Below are 19,535 nucleotides of genomic sequence, written 5' to 3'. Positions count from 1 at the left end.
CGGCGCATATCTTCTCGCCCTGCGCGCGTGCGATGAATTCCCGAAAGCGGCGGAACGAGGAAGCCGCGGCCACCGGAATACCGGTGGTGGCCGCGGCTTCTTCGTGTGCCCGGGGTGAACCCGAAGGGTCAGACGGTCTCGGGGAGCTCCTCGAGGCCCTCGGCGACCAGCTTCGCGAGGCGGTCCAGCGCCGCCTCGGCGCCCTCGGCGTCGGACGCGAGGATGATCTCCTCGCCGCCCTGCGCGCCCAGGCCCAGCACCGCGAGCATGGACGCGGCGTTGACGGGGTTCCCGTCGGCCTTCGCGATGGTCACCGGGACGCCGGAAGCGGTCGTCGCGCGGACGAAGATCGAGGCGGGACGAGCGTGCAGGCCCTCGGCCCAGCCGACGTTGACGCGGCGCTCTGCCATGGTGATGCCCTTCAGGTTCTTACGGTTGTCTAGACCAGTCTCTCACGGCGCCCCTCATGCTCCGACCGACCTTCGGCCCGGATCCACCGCCGTTCGACCCACCCCAGCTTGCACTGGTTTGCCCATGCCTGCCTCGTGCGCCGCGCAGGAGCTATTCGGCCAGTCCTGGCCTTAAGATCGCCGCATGACCACCGCGTCGGACCCCTCGTACCCGGCCCACTGGGAAGCGGACGTCGTCCTGCGCGACGGCGGCACCGCCCGGATCAGGCCGATCACCACGGAGGACGCGGGCCGGCTGGTCAGCTTCTACGAGCAGGTCTCCGACGAGTCGAAGTACTACCGCTTCTTCGCGCCCTACCCCCGGCTCTCCGCCCGCGACGTGCACCGCTTCACCCACCACGACTACGTGGACCGGGTCGGCCTCGCGGCGACCATCGGCGAGGAGTTCATCGGCACCGTCCGCTACGACCGGATCGGCCCCGACGGTCGGCCCGCCTCCGCCCCCGCCGACGAGGCCGAGGTCGCCTTCCTCGTCCAGGACGCCCACCAGGGCCGCGGGGTCGCCTCCGCTCTCCTCGAACACATCGGCGCGGTCGCCCGCGAGCGGGGCATCCGCCGCTTCGCGGCCGAGGTGCTGCCCGCCAACAACAAGATGATCAAGGTGTTCAAGGACGCCGGGTACGAGCAGAAGCGCAGCTTCGAGGAAGGCTCCGTCCACCTCACCCTCGACCTCGAACCCACCGCCGAGTCCCTGGCCGTCCAGCGCGCCCGCGAGCAGCGCGCCGAGGCCCGCTCCGTGCAGCGGCTGCTGACCCCCCGCTCCGTGGCCGTCATCGGGGTCAGCCGCTCCGGCGGGGGCGTCGGCGCGGCGGCCCTGCGCAACCTGCGCGACAGCGGCTTCCGCGGCCACCTCTACGCCGTGAACGAGGCCGCCGCCACCGATCTGCTGGACGGCGTACGGGCCTACCGCGCACTCGGCGCCATCGACGCCCCCGTCGACCTCGCGGTGATCGCGGTCCCCGCCGAGCGCGTCCCCGAGGCCGTGGCCGCCTGCGGCGAACACGGGGTGCAGGGGCTCGTGGTGCTGTCCGCCGGGTACGGGGAGAGCGGCGCGGCGGGGCTCGACCGGCAGCGCGAACTGGTGCGCCAGGTGCGCTCGTACGGGATGCGGCTGATCGGGCCGAACGCCTACGGCGTGATCAACACCGCCCCCGAGGTCGGGCTCAACGCCTCCCTGACCCCGGCGCCCGCGCCGATCCGCGGCCGCATCGGGCTGTTCACCCAGTCCGGGGCGATCGGCATCTCGCTGCTCTCCGCCCTGCTGCGGCGGGGCGAGGGGCTCTCGTCCTTCGTCTCGGCGGGCAACCGGGCGGACGTCTCCGGCAACGACATCCTCCAGTACTGGTACGAGGACGAGGCCACCGACGTCGCGCTCATGTACCTCGAAACCCTCGGCAACCCCCGGAAGTTCACCCGGCTCGCGCGGCGGACGGCGGCCGTGAAGCCGGTGGTCGTCGCGCGGGGCGGCCGCCACACCCCGGCGGGGCACGTGGTCCCCGGGACCAGGCTGCCGGACGCCACCGTCTCCGCGCTGCTGCGCCAGGCCGGGGTGATCCGGGTCGACACGGTGACGGAGCTGGTGGACGTCGGGCTGCTGCTGGCCTCGCAGCCGCTGCCCGCCGGACCGCGCGTGGCGATCCTCGGGAACTCCGAGTCGCTCGGCGTCCTCACGTACGACGCCTGCCTCGCGCAGCGGCTGCGGCCCGGGGCCCCGCAGGACCTGACGACGGCGGCGACGCCGGAGGACTTCCGGGCGGCGCTGCGCGCGGCCCTGGCCTCCGCCGAGAACGACGCCGTGATCGTCACCGTGATCCCCTGGGTGAACGAACAGGACCCGCAGGACGACCTGGCCGACGCCCTGCGGGACGCGGTGGCCGCGTACCCCGGCAAGCCGGTGGCGGTGGTCCACGTGGAACTGGCCGAGCTCGTCGACGCCCTGTCCCCGGCCGGGGACGGCGCGGCGGCGCCGACGGGGGTGGCGCCCCGGCGCCCCCGCCCCACGGACGAGGACGAGGCCGGGTACGCCCGACCGGACGTGCGGATTCCGGCGTATCCCGCCGCCGAGCGGGCCGTACGGGCCGTCGCGGAGGCCGTCCGGTACGGCCAGTGGCGGCGGGCGAACGCCGAAGCCGGCCAGGTCCCCGAGTACGAGGACATCGACGAGGCCGGCGCCGCCGCCAGGCTCGCCGCGCTCCTGGCCGACGTGGGCGACGGCGTGCTCACCCTCACCGAACCCGACGCGGCCGCGCTGCTCGCCCACTACGGGATCCGGGTGCTCCCCACCCTGCCCGCGCCCACCGCCGACGCCGCGGTCCGGGCCGCCCGGAGTCTGGGCTACCCCGTCGCCCTCAAGACCACCGCCCCGCACCTGCGCCACCGCGCGGACCTCGGCGGAGTGCGCCTCGACCTCGGGGGCGAGGCCGACCTGCGCCGCTCGTACGAGGAGCTCACCGACCTCCTCGGGACCCCCGACGAGCTGCTCCCCGTGGTCCAGGCCATGGTGCCCCGCGGGGTCGACACCGTCGTGCGGTCCGTCATCGACCCCGCCGCCGGAGCCGTCCTCTCCTTCGGGCTCGCCGGCGTCGCCTCCGAGCTGCTGGGCGACACCGCCCACCGGCTCGTCCCCGCCACCGACCGGGACGCCGCCGGGCTGATCCGGTCCATCCGGACCGCGCCCCTCCTCTTCGGCTGGCGCGGCAGTGATCCCGTCGACACCGCCGCCCTCGAAGAGCTCCTGCTGCGGCTGTCCCGGCTCGTCGACGACCACCCCGAAGTGGTGGGCGTCACGCTCGAACCCGTCGTCGTCGCGACCGAGGGCCTCTCCGTGCTCAGCGCCGCCGTCCGCGTGGCCCGCCCGCCCGCCCGCACCGATCTCGGCCCCCGGACACTGCCGAGCTACTGACCGGGTCCGTAGTCCAGCACCTTGGGCGCCCTGGGTGCCCCGTACGGGCCTTAGGATGGGCCCCATGGCGAAATCCGGTACGACGACCCAGGGGCTGCGCACGGCGATCGAGCGCAGCGGCTACTACCCGGCCCTCGTGGCCGAGGCCGTGGAGGCCGCGGTGGGCGGCGAGCCGATCTCGTCGTACCTGGTCCACCAGGAGACGACCTTCGACTCCAACGAGGTGCGCCGGCACGTCACCGTCCTGGTCCTGACCGGCAACCGCTTCATCGTGAGCCACACCGACGAGCAGGCCGCCGACGCCGGGTCCCCGTCCCCGTACGCGACCACCTCCACCGAGTCCGTCAAGATCGGCGCGATCTCCTCCGTGGTGCTCAGCCGCGTCGTGGCCAACCCCGAGTCGTACACCCCCGGCACCCTGCCCCGCGAGGTCGTCCTGACCATCGGCTGGGGCGCGGTCTCCCGGATCGACCTGGAGCCCGCCGCCTGCGGCGACCCGAACTGCGACTCGGACCACGGCTACACCGGCAACTCCACCGCCGACGACCTCAGCCTGCGCGTCAGCGAGGCCGGCGACGGCCCGGAGGCGGTCCGCCAGACCCTCGTCTTCGCTCAGGCGCTCAGTGAAGCAACCGCGGCGACATCCGGCCCCGCCCGCTGATGTCCTACTCCGCACCGTCGAACTGGGACGAGCCGGAGCTGCTGGACCTGTCCGGCGCCCCCGTCCCGGAGTACGGCACCGGCTCGCTCGCCGACCTGCTGCCGACCCTCGTGGCCGGCCAGGGCGTCCCCGGGTTCACCGCCGCGATCCCCGAGCTCACCCCGGCCGACCGGAACTGCGTGTTCCTGGTCGACGGCATGGGCTGGGAGCAGATCAAGGCCCACCCGGACGAGGCCCCGTACCTGACCTCCCTGCTCGCCACCTCGCGCGGCGGCACCGGCCGTCCGATCACCGCGGGCTTCCCGGCGACGACCGCCACCTCGCTGGCCTCCGTCGGCACCGGCCTGCCGCCCGCCCGGCACGGCCTGCCCGGCTACGCCGTGCGCAACCCGGCCACGGGCGAGCTGATGAACCAGCTCCGCTGGCACCCCTGGACCCCGCCCAAGCCCTGGCAGCCGTACCCGACGGTGTTCCAGCAGGCCGACAAGGCGGGGGTGGCGACGGCGCAGGTGTCCTCGCCCGCGTTCCAGACCACCCCGCTCACCAAGATCGCGCTGAGCGGCGGCACCTTCCTCGGCCGGATGACCGGCGAGGAGCGGATGGACCTCGCGGCCGAGCGCCTCGCGGCCGGCGACCGCTCGCTGGTCTACACGTACTACAGCGAGCTCGACGGGGCCGGCCACCGGCACGGTGTGAACTCCGACGCCTGGCGCGGCCAGTTGATGTACGTCGACCGGCTGGTGCAGCGGCTCGCCGAACAACTCCCGCCGCGCACCGCGCTGTACGTGACCGCCGACCACGGCATGGTGGACGTCCCCTTCGACGAGGACTCCCGGATCGACTACGACGAGGACTGGGAGCTGGGTGCGGGCGTGGCCCTGCTCGGCGGCGAGGGCCGGGCCCGGCACGTGTACGCCGTCCCGGGTGCCGAGGCCGACGTGCTGACCGTGTGGCGCGAGGTGCTGGGCGACCGCTTCTGGATCGCGAGCCGCGAAGAGGCCCTGGAACTGGGATGGTTCGGGCCGCCGGGGGAGTGCGACGAGCGCGTGCTCGGCCGGATCGGGGACGTGGTGGCCGCCGCGTACGCCGATGCCGCGATCACCGCGTCCGTGAACGAGCCCAACGAGTCGGCGCTCGCCGGGATGCACGGCTCCATGACCGCGGCCGAGCAGCTGGTCCCGCTGCTCGAGATCCGCACCTGACCGCCCGATCCGTCCTGCCCCGACCCGTCCCGCCCCGTACGAGCCTCCCGCCGACCACGACGACCCGAAAGGTCCCGTTCCTTCCATGCCCGAATTGGTGTTTTTCTCCGGCACGATGGACTGCGGGAAGAGTACGTTGGCGCTCCAGATCGGCCACAACCGCTCGGCCCGGGGCCTGCAGGGCGTGATCTTCACGCGCGACGACCGCGCGGGCGAGGGCAAGCTCTCCTCGCGCCTGGGCCTGGTGACCGAGGCGGTCGAGGCACGCCCGGGCATGGACCTCTACGGGTACCTGGTGGGCGAGATGTCGAAGGGCGCCAAGGTCGACTACGTCATCGTGGACGAGGCGCAGTTCCTCGCCCCCGAGCAGATCGACCAGCTCGCGCGCGTCGTCGACGACCTCGACCTGGACGTCTTCGCCTTCGGCATCACCACGGACTTCCGCACCAAGCTCTTCCCCGGCTCGCAGCGCCTCATCGAACTGGCGGACCGGATCGAGACCCTCCAGGTGGAGGCGATGTGCTGGTGCGGGGCGCGCGCGACGCACAACGCCCGCACGGTGGGCGGGGAGATGGTGGTCGAGGGCGAGCAGGTGGTCGTCGGCGACGTGAACCGCCCGGCGGAGGAGATCGGCTACGAGGTCCTCTGCCGCCGCCACCACCGCCGCCGCATGACGAGCGCCGCGGCCCACGCCGCCGCGCTCTCCCCGGACGTCCTCCCGGTCAACCACGCCTGAGCGCGCCGGCGGTCAGCGGCCGTTCGCGGGGCGCGACTCGACGAGCGTGAACACCGCGCCCTCCGGGTCGGTGACCGTCGAGACCCTGCCGGTCAGCCCCTCGCGGGGCGGCTGGACGACGCGCCCGCCCAGCCGCTGGACCCGGGCCGCGGCCGTGTCGACGTCCTCGACCTCGAAGTACGTCATCCAGTGCGGGCCCCGGTCGTGCGGGAGCGAGCGCCCGACCCCGTGCACGGCGGCGACCGGGCGCCCGTCCAGCAGCAGCGTCACGTAGTCGAAGTCGGAGGTCGCGGTGGCGTGCGTCTCGGCCTCGTGGCCGAAGACGTGCTCGTAGAACTTGCCGACGGTCGAGGTGTCCTGCGTGACCAGCTCGGCCCAGACCGGGGTGCCGGGGACGCCGGACAGCCGGGTCCCGATGTGCTCCTCGGCCTGCCAGATCCCGAAGATCGCCCCCAGCGGGTCCGAGCAGATCGCCACGCGCCCCTCGCCGCCCGCGTCCAGCGGGCCCACCGCGACCGTGCCGCCGCAGGAGCGGATCGTCTCTGCCGTCGAGTCGGCGTCGTCGGTGGCGAAGTAGGTGGTCCAGGCCACCGGAAGATGCCGGTCCGGCGGCATCTCGCCGATTCCGGCCACCTCCTGGCCGTCGAGGAGGGCGCGGACGTACGGCCCGAAGGGCTGGGGGCCGGGCTCGTACTCCCAGCGGAACAGGTCGGTGTAGAAGGCCTCGGTGGTCCCGAGGCCGTGCACCATGAGGCTCGACCAGCACGGGGTGCCGGGCGGGCGCCGCGTTTCTTCCGGTTCCTCGGTCATGTCAGCCGTCTCCTCCGTCGTCGCTCATCCCGGACCAGATGCTTCCACTACGGCGGGTCCGGCGCGCCTCGACCGGCCGGGTTTCACCGACGCGGGGAGAGATGACCGAATCGGTGCGGCCTGTCGATGTCGGGCTTGTTACGACGGCCGCGGAGGGGGGAGGAAGATGGGCCGCATGACTGCGAACTCTGCGCCCCCCGTGATCGTTTCCGCCGCCGAACTGATGGACGAGCTGGCCGGGTCCCGGCCGCCGGTACTGCTCGACGTCCGCTGGCAGCTGGGCGGTCCGAACCTGCGCTCCGCCTACGAGGCGGGCCACCTTCCGGGGGCCGCGTACGTGGACCTCGACCGGGAACTGGCAGGTCCGCCGGGAGCCGGCGGGCGCCACCCGCTGCCGCAGCCGGAGGAGTTCGGGGCGGTGATGCGCCGCGCCGGGGTCTCGGCCGACGCGCCGGTGGTCGTGTACGACGGGGGTCTGGGCTGGGCCGCCGCACGGGCGTGGTGGCTGCTGCGCTGGACGGGTCACACGGACGTGCGGGTGCTGGACGGGGGGCTGGCCGCGTGGACGGCGGCGGGCGGTCCGGTGACGCCCGATGCCGTCACCGTTACGGAGGGCGATTTCAAGCCAAACCCGGGGGCGGTGGGGCTGCTGGACGCGGACGCGGCGGCCTCGCTCGCGCGCAGCGGGGTCCTGTTGGACGCGCGGGCGGGGGAGCGGTACCGGGGCGAGGTCGAGCCGATCGACCCGGTCGGCGGGCACATCCCGGGAGCGGTGTCGGCGCCGACGACGGAGAACGTGGACGCGGACGGGACCTTCCTCGCGGCGGACGTACTGCGGGCGAGGTTCGCCGGACTGGGCGCTTCGGGTGAGGCGCCGGTCGGGGTGTACTGCGGATCCGGGGTCTCGGGGGCGCACGAGGTGCTCGCGCTCGCGGTGGCGGGCGTTCCGGCGGCCCTGTACGCGGGCAGCTGGTCGGAGTGGTCCGCCGACCCGGCCCGGCCCGTGGCCACGGGCCCGGACCCGCAGTAGAGGGCTCCGCCCCGGGAACCCGCGCCGGGAACGGCGGCGGGACCGGGGCGGCCACTCCTGCTCGCGGGGCGGCTACTCCTGTTTCTTGCGACGGGTGCCGAAGACGATCTCGTCCCAGCTCGGGACGGCCGCGCGGCGGCCCGGACGGACGCCGTCGGCCTCCGCCTGCCGGTCGGTGGTGCCCGTCAGCCGGTCGCGGTGGCCCGCGACCGTGCGCGGCATCAGGACGTCCGCGTACGCCGAGCCGGCGCCGGCGCTCGCCGAGGCCGCCGGGGGCTCCTCCGCCTCGGGCTCTTCCTCCGCCGGGGGCTCGGGGCGTTCCGGGACCACCAGGTCGCCGCGGAAGCTCGGTACGGCCTCCAACAGGCTGGTCAGGGTGTCCCGTTCCTCCTCCGGCTCCGGTGCCGGGGCGACCGGCCGCTCCAACTGCCGGTCCAGGGCGCGGTCCAGCGGCCGGTCCCTCGGCAGTCGCGCGATCCTCGGCACGAACGGGAAGCTCGGCTCCGGCGTGGCCGGCAGGTCGTCTGCCTCGCCGATCAGCGAGCGGGCCTCGTCGTCCACGGCCACGACCAGCCGGCGCGGCGGGTCGTACGTCCAGCTCGCCGAGTGCGGTTCGCCCGCGACCCGGTAGACCAGCAGGACCTCCCACGTGCCGTCGTCGCGGCGCCAGGAGTCCCACTGCACGGACTCCTTCTCGGCGCCGCGCAGCGTGAGCCGCTCCTGCACGGCCTCGCCGAGCTGGGGTCCGGTGTTCTCGCCGGGGCGGCGTACGGGCGTCTTGCGGGCCCGCTCCGCCATGAACGCGCGCTCGGCCAGGACCGGGCCCTCGAAGCGGCGCACGCGGTCGACGGGGATGCCGGCGAGTGAAGCGACCTCCTCAGCGGAGGCACCGGCCCGTATGCGGGCCTGGATGTCACGGGGGCGGAGGTGGCTCTCCACCTCGATCTCGATCTGGTTCAGGCGCGCGCGGTCGTTGCGCACGGCAGCCCGCAGCCGCTCGTCGATCGGAAGCGTGTACTCCGTGCTGTCCGCAGCCTTGAGCACCAGTCGTGTGCCGTCATTTGAGACGGCCACGACACGCAGTTCGGGCATGGGGACCTCCCGGGTGGTGCCTGCCGACGTCACGTGCGTCGCTGCTTCCGCTAGTCGAGTGTGGCCTGCCCGGGTGCAGCCTGCCACAACCTTGCCGAGTTCAACCGGCGTGTCGGGCATGCGCCCTTGATCGCCGTTATGGCACGGTTACCTGTTGGGCACACACAGTGACCGAACGATTACTGTGCGCATCAGGAATGCGTGCAATGCCGCGGCATCACCGGTCTCGAGTGCCGTTTCTCCATCAGTCGGCCCCCTCTCCCGAGTCCGGACATCCGTAAGGAAGGACGGCCCCAGGGCTCGCCACAGTACTCCATTCGGGCCACCTGGGTGGACCGCCGCGCCGCCGAACTTGTCGTGGGCGGCGGGAGTTGGGCTGCCCCGAATCGGGCGGGACCTGCGCCCGCGTCCGATTTCGCGTGTCCTGCTTCACAGAATCACCAGAAACGGAACTATCTGTTTCGCTCAGTGGTCAGTAACTGCAGAGAGCGGTGAAGCGCGAGACGTCGCGAGAGGCAGATCACACAGGGGATGAGGATGGGTCAGAAGGCCACGCCCGAGGTCGGATCGGTGTCCTGGACGGACGGGGCGCACGGAGCGGACGGCTCCGACGGCGTGGACGGCGCGGGCGGCGCGGGCGGCACCGAGAAGAGCAAGCTCGATCTGAGCGTGGCCCAGATCGCGGGCTCCTCCCTCGCCACCGTGGCCGCGGCCCTCCTCGCCTCGAAGCTCGGCGTCTACGGGACCATCCTCGGCGCCGGCGTGGTCAGCGTGGTCGCGACCGCCGGCGGTCCCGTCATCCAGCACCTCTTCAAGCGCACCGGCGACCAGCTCCGCGAGGGCGCCCGGCCCAGGGCCCGTCAGATCCCGCCGCCCGGCGGGGAGAAGGCGCCCGACGGCACCCTGCCGCCGCGTGCGGTGGCGCCCTCGCAGGAGTTCGGCGCCGCCACCGTGCACGGCACCCGGGTACGGGGCTGGAAGCGGACCGCGGTGGCCTCGGGCGCGGCCTTCGCCATCGCGCTCGGCGGCCTCGGGGCGTACGAGGCCTTCTCCGGCACCGCGATCAGCCAGGGCGGCGGAACCATCTGGTCCGGAGGCACGCACAAGGTGGGCGACGAGCGGCCGGCCGAGCCCGGCAAGGCGCCCGGCACCGGCGGGAAGGGCGGGGAGAGCCCGGAGTCCGGGACCTCCCCGAGCCCCTCGGCCCCGCACGGCGGCCGGGGCCCGGGAGCGGGCCCGGGCCCGAGTCCCAGCCCCGACCCCCCGTCCCCGGACCCGTCCGGCTCGGACGGCTCCGGTGGCTCCGTGCCGAGTCCGAGCCCGAGCACCCCGGCGCCGAGCACCAAGCCCACGCCCGCCCCGACCCCGCCGCCCGCGCCCACCCCGAGCGACAAGGGGCGGCAGCAGGCTCCTTGAGCCGGACTACTCGCCCAGGACCCGGCGCAGGTAGTCGTTGCCGAACAGCCGGTCCGGGTCCAGCCGGTCGCGCAGCGCGGTGAACTCGCCGAAGCGCGGGTAGACGCCGGCGAAGTACTCCGCGTCCCGTGTGTGCACCTTGCCCCAGTGCGGCCGCCCGCCGTGCGCGGTGAAGATCCGCTCGGCGGCCGTGAAGTAGGCCTGGTACGGCGTGCCCTTGTACATGTGCACCGCGATGTAGGCGGTCTCCCGCCCCGAGGCCGTCGACAGGGCGATGTCGTCGGCGGGAGCCGTCCGCACCTCCACCGGGAAGCTGATGCGCAGCCCGGAGCGGTCGACCATCGACTTGAGCTCCCGCAGCGCCTCGACCACCTGCTCGCGCGGGAGTGCGTACTCCATTTCCACGAAGCGCACCCGGCGCGGGCTGGTGAACACCTTGTACGGGATGTCCGTGTAGGTGCGCGCCGACAGGGCGCGGCTGGCGATCCGGGCGATGGAGGGGATGGTCGCCGGGACCGCGCGGCCGAGGGAGTTGACGGCCTGGAAGACGCCGTTGGACAGCAGCTCGTCCTCGACCCAGGCGCTCACGGCCCCGGGCGGTGCGGCGGGGCCCTGGCTGCGGTTGTTGCGCTTGGTGTTGCAGTTGCCGGTGTGCGGGAACCAGTAGAACTCGAAGTGCTCGTTCTCCGCGAAGTGCTGCTCGAACTCGGCGGTCACCCGGTCGAAGCCCATGGGTTCCTCACGGGCGGTCAGGAAGAAGACGGGCTCGACGGCGAAGGTGATCGCGGTGACGATGCCGAGGGCGCCGATGCCGATCCGGGCGGCCGCGAAGACCTCCGGATGCTCCTTCTCGGAGCAGCTCAGCAGCCGGCCGTCCGCCGTGACCAGCTCCAGGCCGCGGATCTGGGCGGCGATGGAGGCCGAGTCCCGGCCGGTGCCGTGGGTTCCGGTGCTGGTGGCCCCGGAGACCGTCTGCTCCATGATGTCGCCCATGTTGGTGAGCGAGAGGCCCTCCCGGGCCAGGGCCACGTTCAGGTCCTTGAGCACCGTGCCCGCGGCCACCGTCACGGTGCCGGCGGCCCGGTCGATCTCCCGGATCCCGGCCAGCGCCTGCGGACGGACGAGCACCCCGTCGGTCGCGGCGGCCGCGGTGAAGGAGTGGCCGGTGCCCACCGCCTTCACCTTCAGCCCGTCCTCGGCGGCCCGGCGCACCGCCTCCTGAAGCTCCCCGACCGAGGCCGGGGTCACCACCCGGGCGGGCGTGGCCGTGACGTTGCCCGCCCAGTTACGCCACGCGGTCGCCGTGCTCTCGTGCCCTGCTGTCGCCGTCCCCATCGGTTGCTGGCTCCTCCCCTTGCGCCGGCTTCGTCAGCCGGCGGTATCCCGCGAACGCAACCGCCGCCGCGGCCACTCCCGACGAGATGGAGACGACGTACCCGCTGCGCGCCCCGGAGGCGTCGATGACCAGTCCGGTCACCGACGAGCCGACCGCGACGCCGACCGCGAGGCCGGTGCTGATCCAGGTCATGCCCTCGGTCAGCTTCGCGCGTGGTACGTGCGCCTCGATCAGGGCCATCGTGGTGATCATCGTGGGAGCGATGGCGAGGCCCGAGACGAAGAGCGCCACGGCCAGAAACGGAAGGTTCCCGGCCAGTAGGAGGGGGATCATACTCACGGCCATCGCACATACGCCCAGTACCCAACGGCGTTCGCTCTTGCCCTTGAGGTGGAGCAGGCCGAAGACGATCCCCGCCAGGCAGGATCCGAACGCCCAGATGGCCAGGATGAAGCTGGCGGAGGACTTGTGGCCCTGCTCCTCGGCGAAGGCCAGCGTGGAGACGTCGATGGAGCCGAAGATGGCGCCGGTCGCCACGAACGTCGCGGTCAGGACCTGGAGTCCGGGGGAGCGCAGGGCCGAGGTGCGGTTCCCGTGCTCCTCGCGGGGGTGCGGCTCGGGCTCGGTGGAGCGCTGCGCGGTGAGCAGCCAGACCCCGACGAGCAGGCAGAGGGCGGCGATGAGCGGGCCGGCCTCGGGGAACCAGGTGGTGGACAGGCCGATGGCGATGATCGGGCCGAAGATGAAGCAGACCTCGTCCACGACGGACTCGAAGGAGTACGCGGTGTGCAGTTCGCGCGGGGAGTCCCGGTAGATCACGGTCCACCGGGCGCGGACCATCGAGCCGACGCTCGGAACGCAGCCGGCGACGGCCGCGCACAGGAACAGCGTCCAGTCCGGCCACCCGTTGGCGGCGGCCACCAGCAGGACGGCGACCGAGGCCACGCAGATGAGGGTGGCGGGACGGAGCACCCGCCGCTGCCCGTACTGGTCCACCAGGCGGGACACCTGGGGGCCGATGAACGCGGCGGCCAGCGCGAGGGTGCCGGTGAGCGCGCTCGCCATGGCGTAGCGGCCGGTGATCTCGGAGATCATCGTCAGGATGCCGACGCCGACCATGGATATGGGCAGGCGCCCTATGAGGCCTGCGGCGCTGAACCCCACGGTGCCGGGGGCCGCGAATATCGCGCGGTAGGGACTGGGCAAGGTGCCCTCCGTAAGGGACGTCATTGGCCCATACAGGTTACGACCGCCGACAAGGCACCCGCACGGGGAGAATCCGGACCAGCGCCCGGAAGGGGAACTTAGGGTCACCTTACCCAGGCTGCGGGCGCGGGCGCGCCGCCGGGCCGGTTCCCGGGCGCGGATCCCGGGTGGCAGGATTCGAACCATGTCAGACCAGCTCCGCGCCGCCGCCTCGCCCACGGCCGAAGGCCTCGCCGCCCCGTACGACGCCCTCCTGCTGCTCTCCTTCGGCGGTCCCGAAGGGCCCGACGACGTCGTGCCGTTCCTGGAGAACGTCACGCGCGGGCGCGGCATCCCGCGCGAGCGGCTCAAGGAGGTCGGGCAGCACTACTTCGGCTTCGGCGGGGTCAGCCCGATCAACGGACAGAACCGCGAACTGCTGGACGCCCTGCGCAAGGACTTCGCCGAGCACGGGCTGGACCTGCCCGTGTACTGGGGCAACCGGAACTGGGCCCCGTACCTCACCGACGTGATGCGGGAGATGGCCGCCGACGGGCGGCGCCGGATCGCGGTGCTCGCGACCAGCGCCTACGCCTCGTACTCGGGCTGCCGGCAGTACCGCGAGAACCTCGCGGACGCGCTGGCGGCACTGGCCGCGGAAGGCGTCGCCGAACTGCCGGCGGTCGACAAGCTGCGGCACTACTTCAACCACCCGGGCTTCGTGCAGCCGATGATCGACGGGGTGCTCGCCGCCCTGGAGTCGCTGCCGCAGGAGGTGCGCTCCGGCGCGCACCTCGCCTTCACCACCCACTCGATCCCCACCGCGGCCGCCGACACCTCCGGCCCGGTCGAGGAGCACACCGCCGGCGGCGAGGGCGGGGCGTACGTCAAGCAGCACCTGGACGTCGCGCAGGTGATCGCGGACGCGGTACGGGCCGAGACGGGCACGGAGCCGCCCTGGGAGCTCGTCTACCAGTCGCGCAGCGGCGCCCCGCACATCCCGTGGCTGGAGCCGGACATCTGCGACCACCTGGAGGCCCTCCACGGGGCCGGGGCGCCGGCGGTGGTGATGGTGCCGATCGGCTTCGTCTCGGACCACATGGAGGTCCTGTACGACCTCGACACGGAGGCGACGGCGAAGGCGGCCGAACTCGGGCTGCCGGTCGCCCGGTCGGCGACCGTCGGGGCCGATCCGCGGTTCGCGGCCGCGGTCCGGGAGCTGGTGCTGGAGCGCGCCGCCGCGGAGCGGGGCGAGCCGGTGGAGCGGTGCGCGCTGGGGCTGCTCGGGCCCAGCCACGATCTGTGCGCGGTGGGCTGCTGCCCGGCGCGCGGGCCCCGGCCGGCGGCCGCGGGCGCCGACAGCCCCTACGCCGGGGAAGGGCGAGCGTGATCTCCGAAGAGCTGAAGGCCGAACTGCTGGACGTGGGACTGGACGCCGCCCGGCAGGCCGGGGAGCTGCTGCGGGACGGCCGGCCGGCCGATCTCGCGGTGGCGGCGACCAAGAGCAGCCCGATCGACGTGGTGACCGAGATGGACATCGCGGCGGAGAAGCTGATCACCGGGATCCTCGCGCGCCGGCGGCCCGAGGACGGGCTGCTCGGCGAGGAGGGCGCGGACGTCCCCGGGACCAGCGGGGTGCGGTGGGTCGTGGACCCGCTGGACGGCACCGTCAACTACCTGTACGGGCTGCCGAGCTGGAGCGTGTCGGTCGCCGCCGAGTACCGGGGCGAGACCGTGATCGGGGTCGTGGCGGCTCCGATGCGGCGCGAGACGTACACGGCGGTGCTCGGGGGCGGGGCCTGGCTGGACGGGGTGCGTCTCGCCTGCCGGGCGCCGGCGCCGCTGGACCAGGCGCTGGTCGGGACCGGTTTCGCGTACCTGCAGGCGCGCAAGGAGCAGCAGGCGGAGGTGGCCCGGCGGGTGATCCCCCGGGTGCGGGACATCCGGCGGGGCGGGTCGGCGGCGCTGGACCTCAGCGACGTGGCCGCCGGACGGCTGGACGCGTACTACGAGCGCGGGCTGAACCCCTGGGACCTGGCCGCGGGCGAGCTGATCGCCCGGGAGGCCGGGGCGCTCACGGGCGGCCGGCCGGGACGGCCGGCCTCGGGGGAGCTGGCGCTGGCCGCCACGCCCGCGGTGTTCGCCTCGCTCCAGCCGCTGCTGGAGGAGGCCGGGGCCTGGCACGACTGAGCGCCGCGCCCCGGCATGAGGGAACCCCGGCATGAGGGAACCCCGGCGGCCGTGGTGCGGCCACCGGGGTTCCGGCTGGGTCTGGAGGTCTTCAGCAGGCGGATACGGATACGGGAACGCCGTGTTCGGCTGCGAGGCGCTGGAGATCTTCCAGTTCCGCCTGCTCCACTTCCACGAGGAAGTCGTCGCCCGTCTCGCGGGCCTGCTTGAGGTCCGACTGCGTGGCCCGGATGCGCTGCAGGAGACCCGCGGTGAATGCGTCCATGGTGGGTTCGCCCCCTCTTCGTGGGTCGGCGGCGGCACGTGGCAGTCCGCCGTCAGGGAGTGGTTGGGGTGTGCTGTCGTCCTCCCCGGCACCCTGGGCCCAGAAACCTCGGGAGGCGAGGGAATCCTCACTTCCGGCCCCCGAGGGCCCCGGAGGGGCGCCTTACAGCCGGTTTACGGCTGAAACGGGCAGGATGGACGACGCAATACACGTGTGCCCTCAGGGCTCGATGGAAGGAAACGACGTGCGCGTACTCGTCGTCGAGGACGAGCAGCTGCTCGCCGATGCGGTGGCCACCGGGCTGCGCCGGGAGGCCATGGCCGTGGACGTCGTGTACGACGGCGCCGCGGCCCTGGAGCGCGTCGGGGTGAACGACTACGACGTGGTCGTGCTCGACCGGGACCTCCCGCTCGTGCACGGTGACGACGTCTGCCGGAAGATCGTCGAGCTCGGCATGCCCACCCGCGTGCTGATGCTGACGGCGTCCGGGGACGTGAGCGACCGGGTGGAGGGCCTGGAGCTGGGCGCGGACGACTACCTGCCCAAGCCCTTCGCGTTCAGCGAGCTGACCGCCCGCGTGCGCGCCCTGGGGCGGCGTACCACCGTCGCCCTGCCCCCCGTACTGGAGCGGGCCGGCATCAAGCTGGACCCGAACCGGCGCGAGGTGTTCCGTGAGGGCCGGGAGGTGCAGCTGGCGCCCAAGGAGTTCGCGGTGCTGGAGGTTCTCATGCGGAGCGAGGGGACCGTCGTCTCCGCCGAGCAGCTGCTGGAGAAGGCATGGGACGAGAACACCGATCCCTTCACGAACGTGGTGCGGGTGACGGTCATGACCCTGCGGCGCAAGCTGGGGGAGCCGCCGGTCATCGTGACCGTGCCTGGCTCCGGCTACCGGATCTGACGCGCGTGGCGGCGACCCCGGCACCGCCAACGGTGCCGCCGAGACCGACCTGGGACCCCGGCCAGCCCGAGGGTCCCTTCCCTTGGCTGCGGCCCACCATCCGCATACGCCTCACGCTGCTCTACGGCGGGATGTTCCTGATCGCCGGCATCCTGCTGCTGTCGATCATCTACCTGCTGGCGGCGCAGGCCCTGCGCGAGGGGAACGGGCTGCCGTACAAGATCCTGGGCGGCACGGACATCCAGGTCACCAGCACCTGCCCCGGCGTGGTCGGCAAGATCCAGTCACCCGACCAGTTCAACTCGGTGATCAACACCTGCATCCTGGAGCAGCGCCGGCACGCGCTGGACGACCTGCTCAGCCGGTCGCTGATGGCCCTGCTCGGCCTCAGCATCATCGCCTTCGCCTTCGGCTACGCGATGGCCGGCCGGGTGCTCTCGCCGCTCGGCAAGATCACCCGGACCGCCCGCCGGGTGGTCGGCTCCGACCTGACCCGGCGGATCGAGCTGGACGGGCCGGACGACGAGCTCAAGGAGCTCGCCGATACCTTCGACGAGATGCTCGACCGGCTGGAGCGGGCCTTCACCGCCCAACAGCGGTTCGTCGCGAACGCCTCGCACGAGCTGCGCACGCCGCTGGCGATCAACCGGACGCTGCTGGAGGTGCACCTGTCCGACCCGGGTGCGCCGGTGGAGCTCCAGCAGCTGGGCAAGACGCTGCTGGCGACCAACGAGCGCAGCGAGCAGCTGGTCGAGGGCCTGCTGCTGCTGGCCCGCAGCGACAACCAGATAGTCGAGCGCAAACCCGTGGACCTGGCGGAGGTCGCCTCGCGCGCCATCGACCAGGCGCGCGGGGAGGCCGCGGTGAAGGGCGTGGAGATCCGCGGCGAGCGGGCACTGGCCGTGGTCCAGGGCAACGGCGTCCTCCTGGAGCGGATCGCGCTCAACCTGGTGCAGAACGCCGTCCGGTACAACGTGCCGGAGGACGGCTGGGTGGAGGTCACCACCGAGTCCCAGCACGGCCAGGCGATCCTCATCGTCTCGAACACGGGTCCCGTGGTTCCCGCGTACGAGGTGGACAACCTCTTCGAGCCCTTCAGGCGGCTGCGTACGGAGCGCACGGGCAGCGACAAGGGTGTGGGGCTCGGTCTGTCCATCGCGCGCTCTGTGGCCCGCGCACACGGCGGGCGGATCTCCGCGACCCCGCGCGAGGGCGGTGGCCTCGTGATGCGTGTCACTTTGCCCCTGTGAGTCCCCGCCCGCTTGTTCGCTCTTGGCTGAATGACGAGGAGGTGGCGAAGGTGGCGCCTGTGTGATCGATCACATTGTCGAGTGTCGGGTCATGTGCGTTCAGTGACCCCACAGGGGGCCGGAAAGCCCGGGAAGTCCGGGTTTCCCGCCCCTCGAACGGCGGGAAATACACGGGGTGGCGTTTGTGCAAGACGGCCCCCGGACCGTGTACGGTCCCGGTCGTCATCCCAGCCAATCGCTCCTTCAGGTGTGCGGCTGGGTGTCGATTGAGTAACAGACCTTGATGTGAGGCAAAATCTCCGCCTCAGGTCGGGCACAAGTCCGGCCTCTCGCGCGTTACGTGCGCTGAGACACCGCTAAATCCCAGAGGGGGAGAGCGAAAAATGGCAACGGACTACGACACCCCACGCAAGACCGACGACGACGTCGACAACGACAGCATTGAAGAGCTGAAGGCCCGGCGCAACGAGAAGTCGTCTTCGAGCGTCGACGTCGACGACTTCGACGCGGCGGAGGGCATGGAGCTCCCCGGCGCGGACCTCTCCAACGAGGAACTGGCCGTCCGGGTGCTGCCCAAGCAGGCCGATGAGTTCACCTGCATGAGCTGCTTCCTGGTTCACCACCGCAGCCAGCTGGCGCGCGAGAAGAACGGTCAGCCGATCTGCCGCGACTGCGACTGAGAGGCGTCGGCCGTGACCGGCTCGACACCGTTTCGGAAGCGCCGCTTCCGAAAAGCTGGTGATCCGGCGGAGGCGCAAGAGGCGGCCACGGGCCCGGAAACGGGCCCCGCAGCCTCCGGCGTACCCGCCGTGTCGTCCGGCACCGCCGAGGCGGTGCCGTCGGCCGCAGAGTCCGGCGAGGGAGCCCGGCGCAGGTCCGGGGCTCGTCGGCTGCAAGCCGTCAAAAGCGGTGTGCGCAAGGGCGGCGAACATGTCAGGGCCGCCGTCCAGCACATCACTGACCGCATCATCGAGAACGCACCGCGCGTTCCGGTTCGGGACCTCGCGACCCTGCGCGCGCAGTTCCCGGGCCTCGGTCCCGATCAGCTTGCCGACAAGCTGATCGCGGGCGCCGCGTACGGCACCTCCACGGTCGGCGCGGGCATCGGAGCCGCGGCCATGCTGCCGGTCCCGCCCGCGATGCCCGCCGAACTGGCCGCGGAGATCACCGGGGTCGCCGCCATCGAGCTGAAGCTCGTCGCGGAGCTCCACGAGGTGTACGGCCAGCGCCCGGCCGGGAACCTCAAGGAACGCAGCCTCGCCTACCTGACCGCGTGGACGGAGGAGCGCGGGGTGGACCTGACCAAGCCGACGACGCTGAACATCGCGCTCGGCGGTCAGATGAAGCGCGAACTGCGCCAACAGATCATGAAGCGGACCTTCCGCAACCTGCCCAACCTGCTGCCGTTCATGGTCGGCGCCACCGTCGGCGCGGTCATGAACCACCGCGACACCCGCAAACTCGCCGAGAAGGTCCGTGCCGACCTGCGGAGCCGTGCCGTGGCGTGGGACTCCCTGCCGCAGCTCCCGCCCCTTGAGCAGCCCTCCGAGCCCCTTCCCGAGGCCATCAGGGAGGCCCTCGAAGGCCCGACCGGAGACTGGCCCCCGGCCTGACCCCCGCCGGGGGCGGATGATCAGCCCTTGGCCGCCCGGATCGCCGAGACCAGTGCCTGCGGCTCGCGGGTGGAGATGTACGCGTACGGAGTCGGGTCCTGCGGGTCGGTGATCGGGATCCGCACCGCCGTCGGGACGTAGCTGCGCAGCAGCATGAAGGCGCGCGTGTCCGCCTTGTACGTGCGCCAGGCGCGCGCCTCCTCCGCGTCCAGCACCTCGGGCTCGCCCAGTGCCGCCACCGGGATCCGCGCCTCGCCGGCCGCCAGCGCACCGCCCACCACGCGCACGCGCGCGGAGCCGTACGAACTCACCAGCATCCCCGCCAGCACGGTGCCCCCGACCAGCCCGGCCAGCAGCGGCAGCGTGCCCAGCGGCAGCAGCATCAGCGCGCACGCGAGGCCGATGAGCACGGCGATGGCCCACCAGGAGCGGGGGGCGGTCAGACGTTCGTCGTGGTGCGCGGGGGAGAGCTGCATAGC

19 protein-coding genes are annotated in these 19,535 nt (G+C 72.8%); 12 read left to right on the top strand and 7 right to left on the bottom strand.

The features are described 5' to 3' along the window. Nucleotides 1-128 precede the first annotated feature (128 nt). On the bottom strand, nt 129-410 hold the full coding sequence (locus ACFYZS_RS18500) for an HPr family phosphocarrier protein (protein ID WP_053691473.1): 282 nt from the start codon (nt 408-410) through the stop codon (nt 129-131). Nucleotides 411-594: 184 nt separating this feature from the next. On the opposite strand from ACFYZS_RS18500, the gene ACFYZS_RS18495 reads away from it, so the two are divergent. The 4 genes from ACFYZS_RS18495 (at nt 595) to ACFYZS_RS18480 (ending at nt 5,971) form a co-directional block, all read left to right on the top strand. Continuing rightward, complete coding sequence (locus tag ACFYZS_RS18495; RefSeq protein ID WP_389013199.1) at nt 595-3,372, top strand: GNAT family N-acetyltransferase; 2,778 nt, start codon at nt 595-597, stop codon at nt 3,370-3,372. A gap of 55 nt (nt 3,373-3,427) precedes the next feature. After that, a complete protein-coding gene (locus ACFYZS_RS18490) occupies nt 3,428-4,033 on the top strand; it encodes a DUF5998 family protein (RefSeq protein WP_229336106.1) in 606 nt (201 codons plus the stop codon). After that, nucleotides 4,033-5,235, top strand: coding sequence for an alkaline phosphatase family protein (locus tag ACFYZS_RS18485; RefSeq protein ID WP_389013196.1), 1,203 nt, complete (start codon nt 4,033-4,035; stop codon nt 5,233-5,235). The genes ACFYZS_RS18490 and ACFYZS_RS18485 overlap by 1 nt, the downstream gene beginning before the upstream one ends. An 85-nt stretch (nt 5,236-5,320) precedes the next feature. After that, nucleotides 5,321-5,971, top strand: coding sequence for a thymidine kinase (locus ACFYZS_RS18480; protein ID WP_389013193.1), 651 nt, complete (start codon nt 5,321-5,323; stop codon nt 5,969-5,971). Between the two features lie 12 nt (nt 5,972-5,983). On the opposite strand, the gene ACFYZS_RS18475 is transcribed toward ACFYZS_RS18480, so the two are convergent. Beyond that, nucleotides 5,984-6,781 carry a VOC family protein gene (locus tag ACFYZS_RS18475; protein ID WP_389013190.1) on the bottom strand — a complete coding sequence of 266 codons (798 nt, stop codon included), beginning with the start codon at nt 6,779-6,781 and terminating at the stop codon, nt 5,984-5,986. 175 nt (nt 6,782-6,956) lie between these two features. Here ACFYZS_RS18475 and ACFYZS_RS18470 point away from each other — a divergent pair, with 175 nt between their 5' ends. Then, complete coding sequence (locus tag ACFYZS_RS18470) at nt 6,957-7,811, top strand: sulfurtransferase (RefSeq protein WP_389013187.1); 855 nt, start codon at nt 6,957-6,959, stop codon at nt 7,809-7,811. Nucleotides 7,812-7,883: 72 nt separating this feature from the next. On the opposite strand, the gene sepH is transcribed toward ACFYZS_RS18470, so the two are convergent. Then, a complete protein-coding gene (gene sepH, locus ACFYZS_RS18465; protein WP_389013184.1) occupies nt 7,884-8,903 on the bottom strand; it encodes a septation protein SepH in 1,020 nt (339 codons plus the stop codon). A 537-nt stretch (nt 8,904-9,440) separates the two neighbouring features. Here sepH and ACFYZS_RS18460 point away from each other — a divergent pair. Then, on the top strand, nt 9,441-10,319 hold the full coding sequence (locus ACFYZS_RS18460) for a hypothetical protein (RefSeq protein WP_389013181.1): 879 nt from the start codon (nt 9,441-9,443) through the stop codon (nt 10,317-10,319). A 6-nt stretch (nt 10,320-10,325) separates the two neighbouring features. On the opposite strand, the gene ACFYZS_RS18455 is transcribed toward ACFYZS_RS18460, so the two are convergent. Continuing rightward, nucleotides 10,326-11,654: a D-arabinono-1,4-lactone oxidase gene (locus ACFYZS_RS18455; protein ID WP_389013178.1), complete on the bottom strand. Its 1,329-nt coding sequence runs from the start codon at nt 11,652-11,654 to the stop codon at nt 10,326-10,328. Next, nucleotides 11,605-12,861 carry an MFS transporter gene (locus ACFYZS_RS18450; RefSeq protein WP_389013176.1) on the bottom strand — a complete coding sequence of 419 codons (1,257 nt, stop codon included), beginning with the start codon at nt 12,859-12,861 and terminating at the stop codon, nt 11,605-11,607. The genes ACFYZS_RS18455 and ACFYZS_RS18450 overlap by 50 nt, the downstream gene beginning before the upstream one ends. 184 nt (nt 12,862-13,045) lie before the next feature. On the opposite strand from ACFYZS_RS18450, the gene ACFYZS_RS18445 reads away from it, so the two are divergent. Then, nucleotides 13,046-14,230, top strand: a complete 1,185-nt coding sequence (locus ACFYZS_RS18445) for a ferrochelatase (protein WP_389013173.1) — start codon at nt 13,046-13,048, stop codon at nt 14,228-14,230. Then, nucleotides 14,230-15,030: an inositol monophosphatase family protein gene (locus tag ACFYZS_RS18440; RefSeq protein WP_389013465.1), complete on the top strand. Its 801-nt coding sequence runs from the start codon at nt 14,230-14,232 to the stop codon at nt 15,028-15,030. The genes ACFYZS_RS18445 and ACFYZS_RS18440 overlap by 1 nt, the downstream gene beginning before the upstream one ends. A gap of 91 nt (nt 15,031-15,121) precedes the next feature. Here ACFYZS_RS18440 and ACFYZS_RS18435 read toward each other — a convergent pair whose 3' ends face one another. Next, on the bottom strand, nt 15,122-15,295 hold the full coding sequence (locus tag ACFYZS_RS18435; protein WP_389013171.1) for a hypothetical protein: 174 nt from the start codon (nt 15,293-15,295) through the stop codon (nt 15,122-15,124). A gap of 244 nt (nt 15,296-15,539) precedes the next feature. On the opposite strand from ACFYZS_RS18435, the gene ACFYZS_RS18430 reads away from it, so the two are divergent. The 4 genes from ACFYZS_RS18430 (at nt 15,540) to ACFYZS_RS18415 (ending at nt 19,056) form a co-directional block, all read left to right on the top strand. Beyond that, nucleotides 15,540-16,193, top strand: coding sequence for a response regulator transcription factor (locus ACFYZS_RS18430; protein WP_030154340.1), 654 nt, complete (start codon nt 15,540-15,542; stop codon nt 16,191-16,193). A 5-nt stretch (nt 16,194-16,198) separates the two neighbouring features. Further along, complete coding sequence (locus ACFYZS_RS18425; protein WP_389013167.1) at nt 16,199-17,443, top strand: sensor histidine kinase; 1,245 nt, start codon at nt 16,199-16,201, stop codon at nt 17,441-17,443. 383 nt (nt 17,444-17,826) lie between these two features. Continuing rightward, nucleotides 17,827-18,123, top strand: coding sequence for a DUF4193 domain-containing protein (locus tag ACFYZS_RS18420; RefSeq protein ID WP_030154344.1), 297 nt, complete (start codon nt 17,827-17,829; stop codon nt 18,121-18,123). Between the two features lie 12 nt (nt 18,124-18,135). Continuing rightward, the gene (locus tag ACFYZS_RS18415; protein ID WP_389013164.1) at nt 18,136-19,056 is read left to right on the top strand and encodes a hypothetical protein; all 921 of its coding nucleotides are present in this window, start codon (nt 18,136-18,138) and stop codon (nt 19,054-19,056) included. Between the two features lie 20 nt (nt 19,057-19,076). Here the strand turns inward: ACFYZS_RS18415 and ACFYZS_RS18410 are convergent, their stop codons facing one another. Then, nucleotides 19,077-19,532: a DUF3093 domain-containing protein gene (locus ACFYZS_RS18410; RefSeq protein WP_389013161.1), complete on the bottom strand. Its 456-nt coding sequence runs from the start codon at nt 19,530-19,532 to the stop codon at nt 19,077-19,079. Nucleotides 19,533-19,535: the final 3 nt, after the last annotated feature.

Source organism: Streptomyces sp. NPDC001903 (genome assembly GCF_042891345.1).
Classification (GTDB): Bacteria; Actinomycetota; Actinomycetes; order Streptomycetales; family Streptomycetaceae; genus Streptomyces.
Note: the sequence above shows the minus strand (reverse complement) of the source record. Positions and strands in the feature narration are given on the sequence as shown.

What these genes read in the sequence shown, in the direction of transcription:
- ACFYZS_RS18485 (WP_389013196.1), top strand. Translation starts at nt 4,033, where the DNA reads ATGTCCTACTCCGCACCGTCGAACTGGGACGAGCCGGAGCTGCTGGAC.
- sepH (WP_389013184.1), bottom strand. Translation starts at nt 8,903, where the DNA reads ATGCCCGAACTGCGTGTCGTGGCCGTCTCAAATGACGGCACACGACTG.
- ACFYZS_RS18470 (WP_389013187.1), top strand. Translation starts at nt 6,957, where the DNA reads ATGACTGCGAACTCTGCGCCCCCCGTGATCGTTTCCGCCGCCGAACTG.
- ACFYZS_RS18500 (WP_053691473.1), bottom strand. Translation starts at nt 410, where the DNA reads ATGGCAGAGCGCCGCGTCAACGTCGGCTGGGCCGAGGGCCTGCACGCT.
- ACFYZS_RS18435 (WP_389013171.1), bottom strand. Translation starts at nt 15,295, where the DNA reads ATGGACGCATTCACCGCGGGTCTCCTGCAGCGCATCCGGGCCACGCAG.
- ACFYZS_RS18420 (WP_030154344.1), top strand. Translation starts at nt 17,827, where the DNA reads ATGGCAACGGACTACGACACCCCACGCAAGACCGACGACGACGTCGAC.
- ACFYZS_RS18455 (WP_389013178.1), bottom strand. Translation starts at nt 11,654, where the DNA reads ATGGGGACGGCGACAGCAGGGCACGAGAGCACGGCGACCGCGTGGCGT.
- ACFYZS_RS18460 (WP_389013181.1), top strand. Translation starts at nt 9,441, where the DNA reads ATGGGTCAGAAGGCCACGCCCGAGGTCGGATCGGTGTCCTGGACGGAC.
- ACFYZS_RS18490 (WP_229336106.1), top strand. Translation starts at nt 3,428, where the DNA reads ATGGGCCCCATGGCGAAATCCGGTACGACGACCCAGGGGCTGCGCACG.
- ACFYZS_RS18445 (WP_389013173.1), top strand. Translation starts at nt 13,046, where the DNA reads ATGTCAGACCAGCTCCGCGCCGCCGCCTCGCCCACGGCCGAAGGCCTC.
- ACFYZS_RS18480 (WP_389013193.1), top strand. Translation starts at nt 5,321, where the DNA reads ATGCCCGAATTGGTGTTTTTCTCCGGCACGATGGACTGCGGGAAGAGT.
- ACFYZS_RS18475 (WP_389013190.1), bottom strand. Translation starts at nt 6,781, where the DNA reads ATGACCGAGGAACCGGAAGAAACGCGGCGCCCGCCCGGCACCCCGTGC.
- ACFYZS_RS18410 (WP_389013161.1), bottom strand. Translation starts at nt 19,532, where the DNA reads ATGCAGCTCTCCCCCGCGCACCACGACGAACGTCTGACCGCCCCCCGC.
- ACFYZS_RS18495 (WP_389013199.1), top strand. Translation starts at nt 595, where the DNA reads ATGACCACCGCGTCGGACCCCTCGTACCCGGCCCACTGGGAAGCGGAC.